Source organism: Chondrinema litorale (assembly GCF_026250525.1).
Classification (GTDB): domain Bacteria; phylum Bacteroidota; class Bacteroidia; order Cytophagales; family Flammeovirgaceae; genus Chondrinema; species Chondrinema litorale.
On record NZ_CP111043.1, the window covers coordinates 1825970 to 1842571 of the forward strand.

16 protein-coding genes are annotated in these 16602 nt (G+C 35.2%); 6 read left to right on the top strand and 10 right to left on the bottom strand.

All coding sequences use genetic code 11. The features are described 5' to 3' along the window. Nucleotides 1–5: 5 nt before the first annotated feature. On the top strand, nt 6–596 hold the full coding sequence (locus tag OQ292_RS07620) for a hypothetical protein (RefSeq protein ID WP_284685458.1): 591 nt from the start codon (nt 6–8) through the stop codon (nt 594–596). A gap of 196 nt (nt 597–792) precedes the next feature. Continuing rightward, nucleotides 793–1617 carry a hypothetical protein gene (locus OQ292_RS07625; protein ID WP_284685459.1) on the top strand — a complete coding sequence of 275 codons (825 nt, stop codon included), beginning with the start codon at nt 793–795 and terminating at the stop codon, nt 1615–1617. Between the two features lie 269 nt (nt 1618–1886). Here the strand turns inward: OQ292_RS07625 and OQ292_RS07630 are convergent, their stop codons facing one another. From OQ292_RS07630 to OQ292_RS07665, 8 genes are all read right to left on the bottom strand, one after another. Continuing rightward, nucleotides 1887–4424, bottom strand: a complete 2538-nt coding sequence (locus tag OQ292_RS07630) for a glycoside hydrolase family 127 protein (protein WP_284685460.1) — start codon at nt 4422–4424, stop codon at nt 1887–1889. Nucleotides 4425–4630: 206 nt separating this feature from the next. After that, complete coding sequence (locus tag OQ292_RS07635; protein WP_284685461.1) at nt 4631–5392, bottom strand: hypothetical protein; 762 nt, start codon at nt 5390–5392, stop codon at nt 4631–4633. A 121-nt stretch (nt 5393–5513) separates the two neighbouring features. Further along, on the bottom strand, nt 5514–6743 hold the full coding sequence (locus tag OQ292_RS07640; RefSeq protein WP_284685462.1) for an RNA polymerase sigma factor: 1230 nt from the start codon (nt 6741–6743) through the stop codon (nt 5514–5516). A gap of 43 nt (nt 6744–6786) precedes the next feature. Beyond that, nucleotides 6787–7128, bottom strand: a complete 342-nt coding sequence (locus OQ292_RS07645) for a YciI family protein (protein ID WP_284685463.1) — start codon at nt 7126–7128, stop codon at nt 6787–6789. A gap of 97 nt (nt 7129–7225) precedes the next feature. After that, the gene (locus tag OQ292_RS07650; protein ID WP_284685464.1) at nt 7226–7417 is read right to left on the bottom strand and encodes a hypothetical protein; all 192 of its coding nucleotides are present in this window, start codon (nt 7415–7417) and stop codon (nt 7226–7228) included. A gap of 43 nt (nt 7418–7460) precedes the next feature. After that, nucleotides 7461–8117: a hypothetical protein gene (locus OQ292_RS07655; protein ID WP_284685465.1), complete on the bottom strand. Its 657-nt coding sequence runs from the start codon at nt 8115–8117 to the stop codon at nt 7461–7463. Nucleotides 8118–8375: 258 nt separating this feature from the next. Then, complete coding sequence (locus tag OQ292_RS07660; protein ID WP_284685466.1) at nt 8376–8795, bottom strand: hypothetical protein; 420 nt, start codon at nt 8793–8795, stop codon at nt 8376–8378. Between the two features lie 276 nt (nt 8796–9071). Next, on the bottom strand, nt 9072–10631 hold the full coding sequence (locus OQ292_RS07665) for a TROVE domain-containing protein (protein ID WP_284685467.1): 1560 nt from the start codon (nt 10629–10631) through the stop codon (nt 9072–9074). A 113-nt stretch (nt 10632–10744) separates the two neighbouring features. Between OQ292_RS07665 and OQ292_RS07670 the strand changes: the two genes are divergently transcribed. From OQ292_RS07670 to OQ292_RS07680, 3 genes are all read left to right on the top strand, one after another. After that, nucleotides 10745–11776, top strand: a complete 1032-nt coding sequence (locus OQ292_RS07670; protein ID WP_284685468.1) for a helix-turn-helix transcriptional regulator — start codon at nt 10745–10747, stop codon at nt 11774–11776. Nucleotides 11777–11913: 137 nt separating this feature from the next. Beyond that, nucleotides 11914–12378 carry a DUF3291 domain-containing protein gene (locus OQ292_RS07675; RefSeq protein ID WP_284685469.1) on the top strand — a complete coding sequence of 155 codons (465 nt, stop codon included), beginning with the start codon at nt 11914–11916 and terminating at the stop codon, nt 12376–12378. 27 nt (nt 12379–12405) lie between these two features. Next, entirely contained in the window at nt 12406–13512 is a 1107-nt protein-coding gene (locus OQ292_RS07680; RefSeq protein ID WP_284685470.1) for a TlpA disulfide reductase family protein, read from the top strand. Between the two features lie 12 nt (nt 13513–13524). On the opposite strand, the gene OQ292_RS07685 is transcribed toward OQ292_RS07680, so the two are convergent. Next, nucleotides 13525–15093, bottom strand: a complete 1569-nt coding sequence (locus OQ292_RS07685) for a hypothetical protein (protein WP_284685471.1) — start codon at nt 15091–15093, stop codon at nt 13525–13527. An 87-nt stretch (nt 15094–15180) separates the two neighbouring features. Between OQ292_RS07685 and xerD the strand changes: the two genes are divergently transcribed. Next, nucleotides 15181–16131 carry a site-specific tyrosine recombinase XerD gene (xerD, locus tag OQ292_RS07690; RefSeq protein WP_284685472.1) on the top strand — a complete coding sequence of 317 codons (951 nt, stop codon included), beginning with the start codon at nt 15181–15183 and terminating at the stop codon, nt 16129–16131. Between the two features lie 86 nt (nt 16132–16217). Here xerD and OQ292_RS07695 read toward each other — a convergent pair whose 3' ends face one another. Then, nucleotides 16218–16601: a DUF1987 domain-containing protein gene (locus OQ292_RS07695; protein WP_284685473.1), complete on the bottom strand. Its 384-nt coding sequence runs from the start codon at nt 16599–16601 to the stop codon at nt 16218–16220. Nucleotide 16602 lies beyond the last annotated feature (1 nt).

The window sequence follows — 16602 nt, forward strand, 5'->3', positions numbered from 1 at the left end:
CAATGATGAAAAGTATTAAGTATATATTCACAGGGGTTTTTCTCCTATTTTTACAGCTAAACACACAACTTTTTGCCCAAACTAACGAGCCAGAATTAGCTCCGGGTAGAAAAGCTGCTATCGACTCACTCGCACTTGAAAAAGTAAGAGATTTAAGTAAATACATCAGTATTATTGGAGACAAAGAAACTCCTTTTTCAGAAGCCAACAGGGTAATTGAAAGAGCAATGGAATTGTTTGCCGAAGGTGCTCAAATGGGTGTTTCTTCTCTTAATAGCCAAGAAGTTAAATACTACGGTGTAAGAACTTATTTTAGAAGATTAATGGCGTTGAACTACGACAAAGTAAAAATTTCGTGGTTTAATATCCAGTATATTAGTGATCTTGAAAGACAGCCAGATGGCCGTTACGTTGGTGTAATTACCATTTACCAGAAATTCGAAGGGATTTCTGAAGACGGAATGAAATATCAAGATACAACTAAAAAGGATATTACTGTATTTGTTGAGCGCAAGCAAACACAAATAGGCGGTAGATTAATTGGGTTCTGGGATGTATTACTCGGAGACATTAGAGTAAGCGAAACCACTCAATGATAATATATTAAGAATTTATAAAAGCCATGGGTAAAAAAATACTCATGGCTTTTTCGTAATTTATTTTTTTTAGAACAACCTTCTTCTAAGCCTTACGTTTTTTGATGAAGCTAATTAATTTTTACGCTTCACTCATATTTTTTTCACTGAACTAAAGTTAAAGGCTTAAATTTTTTGCTAAACCAGATCAATTCTTATGAAATATTCAATAATCTGTCTCTTCATGTTAATTACCTCATTGGCTTACTCACAAGATCCACTAGGTGAATATCTGGGCGATGAATCTGCATTTTACGCAGAAACAAAGCAGGTAAACCAATTTTTTAGAAGGTTTAACAATGAAGAAAGTAAAGATGGTGTTCGTTACAATCCTGGTGATAAAAAATACCGCGATTTAAGAGAGAGAAAAAATTATTTGGATATATTATTTGATGCTCAAAACTCAAGCATTACAAGAGATTTAAAACAACAGTTTATTGCTGATGTAAATAATGAGACAAACCCTACTTTTCTTGATTTTAGAAATGGTGACTGGTTTTCTGAAGTGGCAGCAAAGTTTGATTATAGAGGACAAGAACAAATTATATATCTCTATTTGAGATTAGAGCAAGACAGAAAAGGATATAAGTGGGTATTGCACCATGTGCATTCTGATAAATACAGTAGCATGATGCCAGAAAAGGAAAGTGAAGAAAAGAAGTTTATCCACCCAATGAGTCATGAACTGGACTTTATGAACCTAAATAAGGCATTTCAAGACACTGACCACCTACAAGATTATGCTGTGAAGGGTTATAAGCCAGATTACCTTACAATGCTTTTATACGACATTAAAAGAGGCGATTTAAAGTTTAAAACTGTTACTGATGTGAAATTTCATTTCTTTCAAGTCGATAACTGGTATTTCGAGATTGCTGAGTTTAACAGAAGTGGGATGAATAGAGGGTGGTTAATTTCGAGCCTCGCCAAAGTGCCAGAAACACAAAAAGAAAATTTCAGAAAATATCTATTTAGAGAATAAAAATATTTGTCTGGTTTAGACATACAAATGCAAAAGGCTCAATCTAGATTGAGCCTTTTTTTGTTTACTTAATTTTCTAAACTATCAATTAATTTTTTCGGCCTTGGACAAATTGCGCAAAGAATTTTTAGTCTTGATTTTATTATTAAAAAATCCGTTGTTTGAGTGCAACGAGTTCGGATTTTTATAAAATCAAGGATGAAAATTTAGCAAATTTGTCCACAGCCTTGATCTTTTGGCACTTTTAAATCAAGTTAAAAGTGCATAACTTACTCCTCATACTGAATATTTACATCTAATATACCCACTGGCGCATCATTTTGAGGAACAATGTTAATTCGAATTCCATCGCATGATAAATCTCCACTAGGATGTATTTGATTATATTGGTCTCTTTGTGTGGCATATGAGTCTGTCGTATACAAGTTAAAAGGCTCCCACTTTCCGTTTTTCTTTACTTCTAGCGACCATTTTTGTGGCAATTCAGCACCAAGAGCAGCAAACCAATAAACATTAATATTTCTGATGGTTTTTGCCTCTTCCAATTCAACTTCTACCCATTGAGCTTTTCCCTTCTCGCTTATCCATACTGGAATGGTGTTATCTTGTGAGTTTGCTGGCTGACGATTATTAGAAATTGCTTCTAAGCTACCGTGATCAGATGTTGAAGAAGCTTTTACTGATTTAAATTTTCCTCCAAGCAATTCATTTCCATTTGCAACATATACCATGTCTTCTTTTTCTGGAAACCAGACAATCATAGATTCATCGCCGCGATTATCCCAAGCATAGTAAGGCACCAATTTTACAATAGTCTCTTGTATGCCATTTACCTCTTTTGCCTTTGCAGGAATATCAACATTTACTACATCTTTGAGTACACCATTTTCAAATCTATGTGAATTTACAGCATTCTGATTTGGTATTTCATCTACAAAAAATCTTTGTACTAAACCATTATTATCAACTTCTTCTGCACAGTAAACTAATGGCCCTTTTGTAATTGCTACTCTGTTCACGTCCGCTTCTACGCTATCTATTGCATGGTTAAACCTTACAGGCATAGGCAAGTGTAACTCAACTTTATCTCCGGGTTTCCAAGTTCTTTTGATGGCAGCAAAGCCTTTGTCTATTGTGATGTTTTGCTGCTCTCCATTTACTTTTACAGTCCAGTTTTCTGGCAAATCGTTTACATAATTATACAATTCACCCGGTACAAACTGCCCTCTTGCCCAAGAGGGGATTCTTAATTTTAAAGTAAAATCCTGCACTTTTTCAGGAGAAACCTCAATGTTGATATTTTCATCAAATGGATAGTTTGTTGCTTGATTCACTTTTACCTCGCCTGATTTTAAAGGAATAGTAGTAGAAGTTCCCGCATAAAAAGAAACATATATCTCATCATCTGTATGGGCATACATCATCCCCGGAACTTGAGGCATTAATCTGGCAATATTAGACGGGCAACATGCAGTACCAAACCAAGGTGAGCGACCAGTTAATCCATAGCTAAAAGGCGTTTTGCCATCAGTTTCAAGAGGATTTACATAGAAAAACTTGTTGCCTTCCATATTTACTCCTGCTAGTGCATTGTTTAACAAAGCGACTTCTGCTACATCCATATATTTTGCATCTTGATGCAACAAAAACATTCTATAGTTAAAAAACACATTACCAACAGCTGCACACGTCTCATTATAAGCTTCTTTGTTGGGCAATACATATTCTGGCCCAAATCCTTCGATTCCATGAACAGCTCCAAGACCACCAGTAATATGCATTTTAGTATCGACTAAATTGTGCCAGATTTTATCTAATGCTGGGTTATATTCTTTACTCCCTGTAAGTGCACCAACATCTGCCATACCTGAGTATAAATAAGTTGCTCTTACTGCATGCCCTACAGCTTTTTCTTGCTCTGTTACAGGTTTGTGTTGCTGTGCATAAGCAGGTGCCATTACACCATCTCCTTCTGGTTGATATGTTTTTCCTCGAATGTCCAGAAACTTCTTCGCCATATCCAGATATAACTGCTTACCAGTAACTCTATATAACTTGGCTAGCGCCAGCTCTAACTCTTCGTGACCGGGTGCTTGGTTTATCGGTTTGCCATTATTGTAATTTTCGTCTCCAACAAAAAACACTTGGTTGATATGTTCGGCATTTTTCTCTGCGATTTTTAACCATTTGTTTTTTCCAGTTGCTTGGTAGTAAGCAATTGCCCCCTCATACATATGCCCCATGTTGTATAACTCATGGCTATGCACTACAAATGAATATGGTTTATCACCCATTCCGCCACCACCCCATTGGTCGTGATTTTTAGAAACTCCTGTGATATGTGCCACATACAAATATCCATCTTCTTTCTGTGCTGCACTAATAATGTCAATAATCCCATCCATACGTTTTTCGAGCGCAGGGTTGGGATTTTCCATTAATATCAATGCAGCACCCTCCATCACCTTGTATAAATCGGAAGAAATAAAACGGTGTGCAAATGGCAAATCTGTAGTATCTCCTTTTAAATATTTGGCGGCTTTTTCGAGGTTTTCTACTGCCGGAATGGTTTTGTCGAGCGCAAAAGGAACCAAAGTTTTTGCTTGTGTAGTTAGGCGAGGTTTCCAAAAATTATCTTCCAGATTTACCTTATTAAAAGGCACAGATTTTAGTAAATAACCTGATTCTAAAGAATTTCCTTGTTCTGAATTTTGACAAGCAAGAAGTGTAAATAAGCTTAATAAGACGGTAAGTAGATTACGAATTGAAAATATCAATTTGTAAGATGTAGTTACTCTCGGTTTCATTTTCAAAATGTTTAAGATATGGTGAGCCGATTCTGGAAAGGCATCGTTAAATTGAGTTTATCTACTTCTATGAGTCAAACAAACCCAGTATTTTCCTATACCAAATCAAAAAAAATCAAACTAATTGAACAGATTTATCAATCTGCAAGCTGTTTATTAATAGCTTACAGCTGTGCTTACAGCCGAACTTTCAGCAGACCATAAAACTAGTTGATTAACTGTTTTTCCAATTCATCGAGATGATTATTCAATTCTGAAAGGGACTTAAAACTGGATGTAGTAATATTATAAAAGGCAAATTTTACTTTTTTGTGTTCCTCTCTTTCGTCATTCCTTTCTTTATATCTAATTAGTAAATCTTTATGATAATTAATGAATTCATAAGATTTCACATCAATATTTTTGGTCACCTGTAACAGATTTCCCCCATCTAGATCGGAAATATACAAATCCATATTATCATAATTATTTAATTTGCCATCATTGTTGCTGTCTTCAAAAGCTATTTCATAAGCTATATTTTGTATTGATCTATCTACTTTTTCTCTGTCTCCCCAAGGTATATTAATATCACTAATGAATGCTTTTTTATCTAACAAGTTTCTAATTACCTGATAATTACTATCTAAAAACACTACATTAAAAATTTGAAGAAAACTCATTGACAAATCACCTGCACTTGACATGACCTTTCTTAAATCTTTTGCTTCTTTATATGTCATGGCACTTATTGGTAAATAATAGTTAGGAGAGTTATAAATTGGCTCAGGATAATCATAATGAATTCCCTGTAGAGCTAGTGTATCACATTTTGCTTGTTCTAGTTCTTCTCCTACAATCAGTCCTTCTTCGTGATATTTATCTTCTTTAGGAAGAAAGCTCTTTATCATTTGATAAAATAGAAAGCATAAAATAACAGGCAACATTAAGCCATTGATTATAATTAGCACTCTTACAAACTTGGTCATTAGTTGAAAGGATTAAAAGATAGGAAATCTCCATTTTTGCCTCAAAAACAGATCTTATTTAGCACCTAAACCTAATGAAAAATTGGCAAGTATAGAGAAAGAAAGCTCAAAATATCGGATGTTAAACTGCTGGGAACTGATCTATTTTAAACTGGATAATCTGTTTGTCTGATTTCGTTTTGGCTAGCTTTAATGCTTTATGTAAATACTTTCTGGCAACTGCATCATCTATATCTGTATACAGCTCTCCCAATAAGATAAAATAGAAATGATTGTCTGCTAATTGCAGCTTTTCAGCTTCTGCAATGGCTGCTTTTTTACCTTTCACTTTAGAAACTGCATAGATGCTATTGAGTGCCGCAATGGGGGAATAAGCGACTTCCAATAGCTGATTATATAACTTTAAAATGTGTTGCCATTTTTCCTGACTATCGTCTTTGATGGTGTGCCAATAAGCAATACTTGCTTCGAGATGGTATTTTGAAATAGAATCTCCCTGAGCTGCTTCTTTGAGGTAATAAGCACCTTTGGCAATTAATTCGTAATTCCAGCGAGTTTCGTCTTGATCGTAGTATAAAACGACTTCACCCCGCTCATTTTTTCTGGCATCAAACCGAGAAGTGTGGAAACACATGAGCGCAAATAGCGCATTTACAGCCGGTAGATTTGTTTGTGGGTTTTGCATTAACAAAGCAGTGAGTCGCATGGCTTCTACACACAAATCTTTGCGCATCACTTCATCTTGTGTTTCTGAATAATAACCTTCGCTAAACAGCAAATACAGAGTTGCCAACACCGCTTCGAGTCGATGATTAATTTCTCTTTCTGATGGAAAAACCATTTGTACATTGGCTTGCCTCAACTTCTCTTTTACTCGGTATAAGCGCTTGTTTATGGTCTCTTTATTATTGAGAAATGCAGTGGCAATCTCATCTATCCCAAAACCACAAAGAATACGCAAAGCTAAACTTATTTGAGCTTCTTGAGTAATTAGCGGATTACAAACAGCAAAAAGCATTTGCAACTGGCTATCGGTAATATTTTTACCAGACATATCAATTTCTTGCTCTTCAGTTGTTTTGTAATTGAGTTCTTTAGCAACTTTATCTGCAAAAAACTTATCTCTATTGATGTGGTTGAGTGCTTTATTTTTAGCCACAGTGTATAGCCAAGACACCGCATTTTCGGGAATGCCTTTAAATGGCCAAGTTTCCATTGCAGCTAAGAAAGTATCGCTGGCAATATCTTGAGCCTGCTCTATAAAATCAAAACCGAAATGCCGACAAAGTACAGCTACTATTTTACTGTATTCTGTTCTAAACAAATGTGGAAGAAGCTCTTGCTGTTTCATAAAAAAGAAAATCCTCTACGAGTGTAAAGGATTATATTGAAATCTATCCGGCTATTTTCCTAACTTCCATGCTGTTACCTTCGCCCTGTAAAACTGGGCAACCTTTGGCAAATTCTACAGCTTCATCAACAGACTCGGCTCTTACTATTATAAATCCACCAATGGTTTCTTTTATATCGCCAAAAGGCCCATTGGTTACCACATTGTTTGGTCTTACCACACGACTATCATCAAAAGATAAACCTTTGCCTCTACTCACTAATTTGTCTTGCGCTGCGATCGAATCGAGCCAGTCCATGGTTTGTTTCATCCAAGCCTGTATTTGCTCTGGTGAGGCAACTTTACCTCCATCCATATGACGCATAATTAAAATAAACTCATCCATGCATTTTAGTTTTAAGTTATCGAAAATGTTTTATATCTCAATAACAAATGAGTTTTTCGGAACTGGACAGGGTGGAGGAAAATATTTATTAATTTTTCTACTGAGATGAATACTGATATGTTTTATTGATAATCTGGGTTCTAATTGTTTTATAAGGTTTATCTGTACCCCATGAACTTACTCTATCTTCAATGGTGATTAAACTCAATATCGGTCTGTCATCTTTATACTTTACACTTTCTATCGTAACTTCTGTTGTTGTAAAACTACTGTTAGTATAAGAAACCAACTGCCACTCACCTTCGCGTTTTCCATTTATATATTGACCTTGTTCATGAATGTTCCCCCTCTTTATCTTTTACAAGCCACTCGCCTTCAAGCTTTCCATTCACTATTTTAAATTTGGCCATAAGTTGATCTTCTTCTAATGCCTCATTCAAATAATTATCTTTAGCTTGATAAAACTCATATTCTCCGTCAGGCTTGTTAATCATTACTTCTAAAAACTTTATGTATTTATTATAGCGCTTTTCATTCCAATACTTTGAAATACTTTTACTGCAATCTGATCGACGTGTATAATAATATCCATGTTGTTCCCAAGCAAAAATTATATTCTCTGAATTAAGTGGAGGGATAAAACCACACGAGCTAGATGTTGGTGCAGTAAGTATTTTAAATGTATCAATTGCTGATAACTGCCTAACTCCCTTATAAAGCTTCTTTACTTTAAAGGTTAATTGGAGCTGAATTAATTCTATATCCTTAAAAAAAATATCTTGGGTTTTTACTTTAATATAGCTTGTATCAACTAATGCACCTGTAAAGATTATGTTATCATCATTTATATCTCTTTCTCTCTCTGAAGTAGCCCAACCCATTTCAACAAATGGCAAATCAATTTTACCAGTTGGCCAAAAGCATTTGCATGCAAAAACTTCTTGAGAAATAGTAAATAAAATGAAGAGCAAAAAGATGTAAATTTTCATGAGCTGAGTCGAAGTTTAGTTTAATTCAGTTTTAGCAATGAAAGTAATTTACAGCCCTTTTTAATCAAAATTTAGGAGGGATTAAAACACACTCAAAGTAACAGGGCAAAAAGCGAATAGAGTAAAACTGTTTTAACCATTAAACTACACTGCCTAAAATTTAAAAATAGTAGCGGCAGCAGCAGGATTCGAACCTGCATCTGTCGGATTGGAAGCTGAAGTAACTCTACTCTACGGCACCTGCATTTTTGAGTGTGTTTATTTTATTTCTCCAGTAAAAGTATATTTATGACCAATGCCTTCTGTTTCTAGGTAGAATCTATCCCCAGAAGTATTTATTACCAAAGTGGCAAATCCCCTTGTATAACAAGAATTAAACGCAGTTTTAAAATCTAAAAACCGATCATCTAGATCATCATAATGGGATATTAAGTAGCATAAGCCATTTTCTTTAAATCTTAACTTCTGTAATAAATAGGCATAATCATCATCAACTTTTGGAAGACATTTAAGCTTTCTTATATCTAATACTCTGTCCCAATCGTGATTAAGTTTATCTGCAAAATGAAGCCTTCGTTTTCTACTACTTAATTCTAATCGAGCACGAGGCCTCCTCTGCTTAATCACAAAACTTCGAATAAACTTTTCAATAATTACCTTTTTATCAACATCATCCATTACTTATTTGCTAATTGGTTTTATAAATGAAATTTTAAAGAAAACCCGGAGCAATAAGCATAAAGCCGATATCAACATTGGCTCGAAGTAAGGCTTTATAACGGCATCCGGGTGTATTTTGAAAAAGGGGTAAAAGGCAGACAGGGAACATATACTGCTCTACCGCTGAGCTACACCACCAATTGGCAGTGGCAGGATTCGAACCTGCGTCACGTAGGTCCCAAACCGAAGTAACCCTATCCTACGGTGGTACGCCACGCGTCACCCTTTTATCCTCTAAATTTCTAAAGATTTGATTTCGTCTATAACATCCGCACCTCTTTCGAGAGCGTCGAGCATATCAAAAACCTTATCTGACCAACCAGCTAGTAAATAAGTACCAGCACTTCTATTTACTCTTATTGGTAGTTGACCATAACCTGCCAAATCGAAAAGATATAGTTTTGCTTTTGGCGCTACTAACCTTTTGTAGTCATTCCAAGCTAGTTCTAATGCGCTTTTATTAGACTTTGTGGTGTTATAGTTTGCACTGTTCCACATTTGCATATCTGTAAAAAACATCACTTTATCTAGTTTGGTCTTGGTTCTAATTAGCTCATTAATCACTAAATGTCCATTTGTGCTAAAACCTACTTTGTTTTGAAGTTTTTTTAGCTTAGATACATTTTGTAAGATATTACCAGAAGGCATATTTACTTGTAGCCAAGAGTCACCAAAAATACCTGAGATTACTCGCTCGCATCTGTTTTTCAACAACATGCTTAACAATAAACCTATATCGTAATACTGCACTGTACTTCTAGGCGAAATTGACTGCATCATAGAGCCAGAAACATCTGAAGCCAGTAAGACTTTAGTGTTACTATTAAAACCTTTCATGTTTTCTACACTTACAGCTACAGCTTTCTCTAGTGCATTCATTAAAATGGATACATCTGTACTTTTTAACAAAGCTAATTCTCTGTAAGCAGACAAAAACCTAAATGGTAATTGCTTTGATCTTCTCACTTGACCAGCATTACTTAGCTTATTAGCTACCATTTTAATATGCGCATAACTCACTTCTGCTTCTAGCATATTTCTCAAGTTTCGCAAAATGGCCATATAACCCAACTTACCACTTTCTATCAGTTCTTCCCACTTTGCAGTAAATGCCGCTTTCTTTTCTTGCTCATTTGCATACTGAGCTTGACCAATCTTAGAAAGTTCAGTCTCCCATGTATAAGGCACTTGCAAGTTATCTGTGGCTATTTTATCGAATAACTCTTGCTGAGATGCATCTTTAGCTTTTGGGTGAGTTATAAACAAAGCATCTTTTAAACTCACAGAAGATTTGCTTCTCACACCTCTGTTATATTTGGCAAATTGGTACTCGTCAAACTTGTTAAAAGAAGCTGCAACACCCTTTTGCAATTGCCTTGAAAGTCTGTTTAGCTTTTTAGTACCGTTACTTCTGTTATTCGCTAACTGATAGCAAGCCAGCAATTCTGTAATCTCATCGGCACGACTAATTACTCTCTCAGTTGCTTTACTCACCAAACTATTACCATTGTTTACTTTGGCTAACTCGGTAAGCAAAACCAAAGGCACAGAACGCAAATTCATTTTTTCTCTAGCATATACAGCAAGTTGTGCCACAAACTCAGGATGGTTTTCGTCAATTAAAGACTGCAATCTTTCGAGTCTTTTCACATCCTTTTCGTAGAAGTTATTGTGAAGACTGGTAGTAACCACAGCACTGTACAATTCCATTTCTGGAGACATTTTGTAAGCGGTTTCGCCTTCGTAATTTTCAATAACATCTGTTGCCCACACATTTTTAATATTAAATTTCATCGCTGTATAATTTTGTTGATGAATAATTAATTTGATGTTTCAAAGATGAAAGGCTATTGCGCAATCTTTTTGCGTAGTGAAAATATTTTTTAAATTTCCTGAAAAAATATTTTATGCCAGTTAACAGAAATGCCCTTATTCGCTATAAAACCATTGATAAATGCCTAAGAAACAGGTATAGAAAATGGACGCTCGACGATTTGATAGAAGAATGTTCAGAAGCTTTGTTTGAGTATGAAGGTATAGACAAAGGAGTTAGCCGAAGAACTATACAGCTTGATATTCAACAAATGCGCAGTGATAAACTGGGTTATAATGCGCCTATCATTGTAGAAGAAAAAAAGTATTACACCTACGAAGACCCAGAATACAGCATAACCAACATTCCGCTTACCGATAAAGATTTGGGTAGACTTTCAGAAGTAGTGCATATACTCAAGCAGTTTAAAGGCTTTTCGCATTTTAGTGAGGTAGATAGCATGGTGCAAAAGCTAGAAGATAAGGTGTATGCAGCCCAAAACCAGACAGAGCCAGTTATCGATTTTGAGAAAAATGATAATTTAAAAGGTTTAGACCTGCTTGACAGATTGTATGAGTCCATCATCAAAAAAGAAAGTCTAGAAATTACTTATCAATCTTTTAAAGCTAAAAAACCGGGTACTTTTCCATTTCATCCATTCCTTTTAAAAGAATATAGAAACCGCTGGTTTTTATTGGGAATAAGAGACGAAACCAGTCCCATTCTCAATCTGGCAGTTGACCGAATACAGAAAATTGATGTAGGCAAATTTCCATATCTGGTAGAAAGAAAGCACGAAGTAAAAGATTTCTTTAAAGATGTAATTGGGGTAACTGTAGATAATGTAAGACCGATGGATGTAAAACTGCATATCGATAAAAGCAATGCTCCTTATATTATTACTAAGCCGCTACATACCTCACAAAAAATTATTTCGCAGGACAACACTGGGATTATAGTTGAGATTAAGGTAAAACCCAATTTTGAGTTAGAGCGAGAAATTTTAGGCTTCGGAGAAAATATTAAAGTATTACAACCAGAGAGATTAAAAAAGCGAATTGCTTATAGGCTAGAAAAAGCCAGAGATGTTTATAATGCCGCAGAAGAAAAAACTGATAATTTATAGTAATTTTTCAAGACCAATTTTGAGTATGGCCGTATCTTTTTAAATAAGTATTATTACATAAATAGACACTTAACTCACCACATTACCACTACAACACGACTCTACTAATTTTTTTATCTCAAAAATTAATTCTGAATATGAAGAAATTTCAACTGGCGCAAATTAATGTAGCAAAAATGAAGGGTGTGGATATTAATGATCCGGTGATGCAAGAGTTTGTGGAGAATCTGGACAGAGTAAATGAACTTGCAGAAAATAGCGAAGGCTTTGTATGGCGCCTAAAAGACGACAGCAACAATGCGACAAATCTAAATCCCTACAATGATGAGCAGATAATTATTAATATTTCTGTTTGGGAAGATGTGGAATCGCTAGAACATTATGTTTATAAAACCTTCCATACAGATTTTTTGAAGCGCCGAAAAGAATGGTTTTATAAATATGGTAAGGCTCATACAACCATGTGGTGGATTCCAGCAGGAAAATTCCCAACCGTACAAGAAGCTGTTGATAAGTTAGATTACTTTCAAGAAAATGGCCCAACCAAAGAGGCTTTCAGTTTTAAAAGCAGGTTTCCAGCTCCGAGTGAGGTAGAGGTTTAAAATTGAGCACAAAATTATTCGACCAGCATGAAACTATATACAAGCACTTTATTTTTTCTATTACTCACAAATTTCGCTTTCGGTCTTCACAATGAAGGAACAAACAATTTTACTATTAGCATTAAGCTACAAGGTCTAATTAATGGAACAAAGCTATACCTAATAAACCTTGAAAAACCTGAAACGATTGATTCTACTTATGTTAAAAATAACTTAGCCACATTTAATGGTTATGTAAGTAATCCTTACTTAGCAAGAATTGGTGATCAAAAAGATTTTTTTAATTTATGGATAGAAGCTGCTGATATTAAAATAGAAGTTCAAAAAAGTAATTTCTACTATGCAGAAATACAAGGCTCTCCTTTGAACGAAACAATGGTAAAATACAGAAACCTGCAAAGAGAGCTTAAGAATGAAAGGGATAGTCTAATGGAATATTCTAAACAACTAATATTTGTTGAGAAAGATACTGGAAAAGCCATTAAAGTTGTAAAAGTTATCGACTCACTAGATCAAAAGACTATTGAAAATAAAATCGAATGTATCAAAGACGAAAATCCCTCTTATTTTACTTTAAATACGTTATTCTCAATTAAAAGTAAAATCGAAATAGCTCATTTAATAAAACTCTTTGATCAATTTCCGACCAATCTACAAACATCTCATTTCGGCAAAAACATCAACACTTACATTCAATCAGAAACTCAAAGTATTGCAATTGGCGATAAGTTTGTTGATCTGGCAGGTTACGATATTAATGGAGAGTTACATAAACTTTCAGATTTTAAAGGGCAATATGTTTTATTAGATTTTTGGGCTTCATGGTGTAAGCCATGTCGAGCACAAAACCCAAATCTTATAAAAACTTATACTGCTTTTAATGGTAAAGGCTTTGAAGTTTTTGGATTCTCGATTGATGACAATATAGAAAGTTGGCTAAAAGCCATTGAAAAAGATCAAATTAATTGGACGAATGTAATTGACATTGAAAGTGATTTTTTGAAAGAAGAATCTGCTTATAGACGAGAAACAGGTATTCCTTTAAACTTCTTAATTAACCCAGACGGGATTGTAATAGCCCAAGATATTAAAATTGAGAAGCTAAGCGAATTACTCCAAGAAGCACTCGACTAAAAAGTAGTTTACTTAAAGCGCTTCCAGTTTTTCTAAACACTCTACAACTGCCTTGTAAATTGTTGGAGCAGTTTCTGGACCTAGAGAGTTTTCCTCTCCATATGGCGATGATGATCTACCATAGGTATTTGGCTCTTCATCATCCCATTGGCTTTTAGGGATAATGTAACCTACCATATCATTTGAGAGACCTACCACAAATTTATATTTACCACGCATCAACTCTCTAAGTGGAGGAGTTTCTATTGGGTCTATATCAAAATCTTGGCCTTCTGGTTTTTCTACTCCACCATTTACAATTTCAGGGTATATCTCACCGGGAACATGAATAAAACTTGCAGGACCTAATTTCCATGCGGCTACCTCTGAGCGGGTTTTCATCCAGCCAACCATTCCTCTATCGAGTACTCCTACAAAAGCAGCCAATCTAAATAATGGGTTCTGTAACTCTAATGTAATTGATTTTGCTACCAAACTGATTGAGGCTTCTGTTAGCTCTTCTGCTGTGCTATCGAGGGCAGCCATTGCTAACATGGCTAGTTTTTTACCCTGTGCATCAATCTTCTCAAAACTCGCTTCTTTATATTCTACCCCAGTTAAAGGATCAGTTACAGTTATTTTTGGTCTGGTTGCCATTAAGCCACCAATTGCACCATTTACATACACCACTGTTCCTCCTAATCCTTCTACAACTAATGAGTCGTTTTCATCATAAATGCCTTCTTCCATATACTTTCGCATAAAATGAGGAAAGTCTGAACTCACCATTAGGTTTTTACTCCACAAAGTTTCTGGATGATCTGCCCAACCTGCCAAGGTGCCTAAAGTTTCTTCGGTTTCAATATCAATGGCTTGCATCATATACAAACCGGGGTCAAACACGGTGGGTTCTCTGGTATCTTCTACTAAGTTAGCAGCTCCGGTTAAATCTTGTGCTATTCTAAATTTGGCGGGTTTTGCTCTTGCTGCGGCTAAAGTTGCTGCTTCAGCAATTTTTTCCCTCACCATCTTCAAATATTTAAAATTGATACCTGTCTTGAAAAGGCCTGGCCCCCACAGCCCCAGTAAATCGGGTACTTCATGTGTATGTGTGGAGGTTACTATGGTATAATCTATTCCGGCAGAATCTGGTATTAATTTTCTTGCAGCAATAATATCGTCACTTCCAAAGCCGATAGCATCAATAGCAACCAAGGCAATTCTCGTATCTCCATCATCTAGCACCATAGCTCTTGCCCAAAGGGAATCGTGTACACCTGCTGCAGCTCTATGTTTATCAAAACCGGCAAGCCAATAGGCATCAAACCTATCATTACCATTGGCATCTGTAAATGTATCTCCATCTTTTTCGTGATACTCTGCATCGTCATTTGCATCAATCCACGTTTCAGCGACATTGGGCGTAATGGAAAGAGCAGCAAAACCTGCTTTTATTGTTGATGGAGCTTTGCCTTTAATTGTGAGGTCAACATTATATCCTGGGTGTCTATCCCAAAGTTGGATAAAACCCCAAACGAGTAAGCCAAAGATTAATGTTGCCAGAATTATTAGACTTCCCCTTAGCCATTTACTTAATTTCATGATTTGAAATTTCTGTATTATGTCAAAAAAGATTGAGAATGTGTATTTTTCGGAAAATTAAACATTTTACAGCCAAAATGTAAAGATATGAGTTGGGATGATGCTTTAACAGAATTTTTGAGTTATTTAAAATTAGAAAGGTCTCTTTCAAAAAATACTCTCGACGCTTACAAACTAGATGTTACTAAATTTAAAAATTTTCTTAGTTGGAATAAAACAGAAGTAGATCCATACGATGTAAAACGTGAGTCTATAGAAGAGTTTTTAGCTTATTTACACGATCTTAAAATTGCTCCACACTCACAGGCAAGAATTCTTTCTGGTATTAAAGCATTTTATAAATACTTACACTACCACGATTTAATTCCGAAAGACCCAACTGCGCTAATTAACTCACCTAAGCTCACAAAAAAATTACCAGACACCCTCGAAGTTCATGAGATAGATATGATACTTGAGGCAATTGATTTATCAAAGGCTGAAGGAGTGCGTAATAGAGCGATTATAGAAACATTGTACAGTTCTGGTGTAAGGGTCTCTGAGTTGGTGAACCTTAAAAAGGGCAATGTTAATTATGGTGCAGGGTACCTAAAAATTACTGGAAAAGGAGATAAAGAAAGATTTGCACCTCTAGGAACTGATGCTTTAAAATACATTAAAATGTATGTTGAGGAGATCAGAAAGAAAGTAAAAATAAAAAAAGGGTATGAGGATTCACTTTTCTTAAATAGAAGAGGTACTTCCATTTCCAGAATAATGATTTTCAATATTATTAAAGAACTGGCAATAAAGGCAGGAATAAAGAAAAATATAAGCCCACATACCTTTAGGCATTCATTTGCTACACATATGGTAGAAGGGGGGGCAGATTTAAGAGCTGTACAAGAAATGCTTGGGCACGAGTCTATAACTACTACAGAGATTTATACTCATATGGATATGGATTATCTGAGACAGGTTATTTTCGATTATCATCCAAGAAGCAATAAACGATACCTCATTCCAGATAATGAGGAAGAAGACGAAAATCAATACTAAAACAAGAAAGGCTTACCGAAGATAATTTGCTTAAAAAGCCAATTATGTTCAGAAAGCCTTTTTTATTTTTTAATTAAAAACGCCGATTAATTACTATAAGGAATTAAGTTGAAATCGATATTCACATCTTCTTCGTATTCTTCACCACTTTCCAACATATCGATATCACCTTCTTCGTAGTACCAATTTACTGTAACCTTACCCTCACTTTCGTCCTGATATTCTTCTAGTAAATTCAGAACTTCTAAAAACCTTCTAGATGAACTTGTATTGAAATAAGTCATCTTAAAGTTCATTGTAATTTCTTTTCCAGGTTCAGTCAAGTATTTATCAAGCCACTCAAACACTGGTTGAAAGAACTCAACTGTATACTCATGGTAAGACTCACCTTCTATTGAAAGAATATTAGTCTCACAGTTAAAATCAATTTTGGGAATATAAGTTGAGCTTTCTATAAAAAAGTTTTCCATA